Raw genomic sequence first — 3,461 nt, forward strand, 5'->3', positions numbered from 1 at the left:
TCAGCTGGTGCACGTTGTTGGGTCCTGAGGGACCAGGCTTCCTACTGTCACGTGAGTGGTGGTGGGGGTTGGGCCTGCGGGTCCTTCGTTGGGCCAGTGTGATCCTGCCGGTTGGTGGGGGAGTGCTGGTGCCGATCGTATGTTGAGAACTACACAGTGGACGCGAGCATCTTTGATTCGCGTCATCCATGATCAGCCTTTGGGTTGTTGAGTGGTGACGTTGGATCGCAATTTTAATCTTTGTGGTCAAGTTTCTAAGAGCAAACGGTGGATGCCTTGGCATCTGGAGCCGATGAAGGACGTAGAAATCTGCGATAAGCCTCGGGGAGCTGATAATCGAGCTGTGATCCGAGGATTTCCGAATGGGGAAACCCCGCCAGGCGTTTGACGACCTGGTGACTCCCGCCTGAATATATAGGGCGGGTAGAGGGAACGTGGGGAAGTGAAACATCTCAGTACCCACAGGAAGAGAAAACAACATGTGATTCCGTGAGTAGTGGCGAGCGAAAGCGGATGAGGCTAAACCGATCATGTGTGATAGCCGGCGGGCGTTGCATGGTCGGGGTTGTGGGACACGTCACTCAGTTCTGCCGGACTGGGACGGTTACAGCGCATCATAGTCGAACCGGTTTGAAAGCCGGGCCGTAGTGGGTGCCAGCCCCGTAGACGAAATGGTGTTATGGCCGGATGTGTATCCCAAGTAGCACGGGGCCCGAGAAATCCCGTGTGAATCTGTCAGGACCACCTGATAAGCCTAAATACTCCCAGATGACCGATAGCGGACAAGTACCGTGAGGGAAAGGTGAAAAGTACCCCGGGAGGGGAGTGAAATAGTACCTGAAACCGTTTGCTTACAAACCGTCGGAGCCTCCTTAGTAGGGGTGACGGCGTGCCTTTTGAAGAATGAGCCTGCGAGTTAGTGATATGTGGCGAGGTTAACCCGTGAGGGGCAGCCGTAGCGAAAGCGAGTCTGAATAGGGCGTTTGAGTCGCATGTTCTAGACCCGAAGCGAAGTGATCTATCCATGGCCAGGTTGAAGCGACGGTAAGACGTCGTGGAGGACCGAACCCACTTCAGTTGAAAATGGAGGGGATGAGCTGTGGATAGGGGTGAAAGGCCAATCAAACTTCGTGATAGCTGGTTCTCTCCGAAATGCATTTAGGTGCAGCGTTGCGTGTTTCTCGCCGGAGGTAGAGCTACTGGATGGCCGATGGGCCTCAACAGGTTACTGACGTCAGCCAAACTCCGAATGCCGGTGAGTGAGAGCGCAGCAGTGAGACGGTGGGGGATAAGCTTCATCGTCGAGAGGGAAACAACCCAGACTACCAACTAAGGTCCCTAAGCGTGTGCTAAGTGGGAAAGGATGTGGAGTTGCATAGACAACCAGGAGGTTGGCTTAGAAGCAGCCACCCTTGAAAGAGTGCGTAATAGCTCACTGGTCAAGTGATTCCGCGCCGACAATGTAACGGGGCTCAAGCACACCACCGAAGTTGTAGATTTCGCACTATAGACAAGCCTTCGTGGTTCAGTCGTGCGGAGTGGTAGGAGAGCGTCGTGTGGCGAGTGAAGCGGCGGAGTGATCCAGCCGTGGACGCTACACGAGTGAGAATGCAGGCATGAGTAGCGAAAGACGGGTGAGAAACCCGTCCTCCGAAAGACCAAGGGTTCCAGGGCCAGGTTAATCCGCCCTGGGTAAGTCGGGACCTAAGGCGAGGCCGACAGGCGTAGTCGATGGACAACGGGTTGATATTCCCGTACCGGCGAACAACCGCCCAAGCTAATCCAGTGGTGCTAAGAGTCCTAACCCGGTACAACCGGATCCCTTCGGGGTGATGGTGGCCGGTCTAACGCTCGACCCCATGCTGGTGCGGTTAGCGTATGAACAGGTGTGACGCAGGAAGGTAGCTGAGCCAGGCGATGGTATCCGTAAGGTGAACCTGGTGTAAGGATGTAGGGCTGACGATAGGCAAATCCGTCGTCTGTGTGCCTGAGATCCGACGCGTACCCGTAAGGGGAAATCAGTGATCCTATGCTGCCGAGAAAAGCATCGACGCGAGGTTGCAGCCGCCCGTACCCGAAACCGACTCAGGTGGTCAGGTAGAGAATACCAAGGAGATCGAGAGAATCGTGGTTAAGGAACTCGGCAAAATGCCCCCGTAACTTCGGGAGAAGGGGGGCCGGACACGTGACCGGATTTACTCCGTGAGCGTTGAAGGCCGCAGAGACCAGTGGGAAGCGACTGTTTACTAAAAACACAGGTCCGTGCGAAGTCGCAAGACGATGTATACGGACTGACGCCTGCCCGGTGCTGGAAGGTTAAGAGGAAGGGTTAGCCTTTGGGCGAAGCTCTGAATTTAAGCCCCAGTAAACGGCGGTGGTAACTATAACCATCCTAAGGTAGCGAAATTCCTTGTCGGGTAAGTTCCGACCTGCACGAATGGCGTAACGACTTCCCAGCTGTCTCAACCGCGAACTCGGCGAAATTGCACTACGAGTAAAGATGCTCGTTACGCGCAGCAGGACGGAAAGACCCCGTGACCTTTACTACAGTTTGGTATTGGTGTTCGGAGTGGCTTGTGTAGGATAGGTGGGAGACTGTGAAGCGGGCACGCTAGTGTTCGTGGAGTCATTGTTGAAATACCACTCTGGTCACTTTGGATGTCTAACGTAGGACCCTGATCGGGTTCATGGACAGTGCCTGATGGGTAGTTTAACTGGGGCGGTTGCCTCCCAAAGAGTAACGGAGGCGCCCAAAGGTTCCCTCAACCTGGTTGGCAATCAGGTGGCGAGTGTAAGTGCACAAGGGAGCTTGACTGTGAGACTGACAGGTCGAGCAGGGACGAAAGTCGGGACTAGTGATCCGGCAGTGGCTTGTGGAAGCGCTGTCGCTCAACGGATAAAAGGTACCTCGGGGATAACAGGCTGATCTTGCCCAAGAGTCCATATCGACGGCATGGTTTGGCACCTCGATGTCGGCTCGTCGCATCCTGGGGCTGGAGTAGGTCCCAAGGGTTGGGCTGTTCGCCCATTAAAGCGGTACGCGAGCTGGGTTTAGAACGTCGTGAGACAGTTCGGTCCCTATCCGCTGCGCGCGTTGGAAATTTGAGAAGATCTATCCCTAGTACGAGAGGACCGGGATGGACGAACCTCTGGTGTGTCAGTTGTTCTGCCAAGGGCACCGCTGATTAGCTACGTTCGGACCGGATAACCGCTGAAAGCATCTAAGCGGGAAGCCGTCTTCGAGATGAGATTTCCATGCACCTTGAGTGTGAGAGGCTCCCAGCAGACTACTGGGTTGATAGGCCGGATGTGGAAGCGGGGACTAACGACCCGTGGAGCTGACCGGTACTAATAAGCCGAAGACTTGATAACACACTGATTTCCGTGCACTTGTTGCACGGGCTCGCGTCCACTTTGTGGTTCCCGACAGACGATCGGGAATCGAAACTGAATACACCGCT

At 55.0% G+C, this 3,461-nt stretch carries 1 rRNA gene; it reads left to right on the forward strand.

The features are described from left to right. The first annotated feature begins 244 nt into the window (after positions 1-244). Positions 245-3,372: ribosomal RNA gene (locus KK097_RS17730) — 23S ribosomal RNA — on the forward strand. Positions 3,373-3,461: the final 89 nt, after the last annotated feature.

The organism is Curtobacterium flaccumfaciens (assembly GCF_018598405.1).
GTDB lineage: Bacteria > Actinomycetota > Actinomycetes > Actinomycetales > Microbacteriaceae > Curtobacterium > Curtobacterium aurantiacum.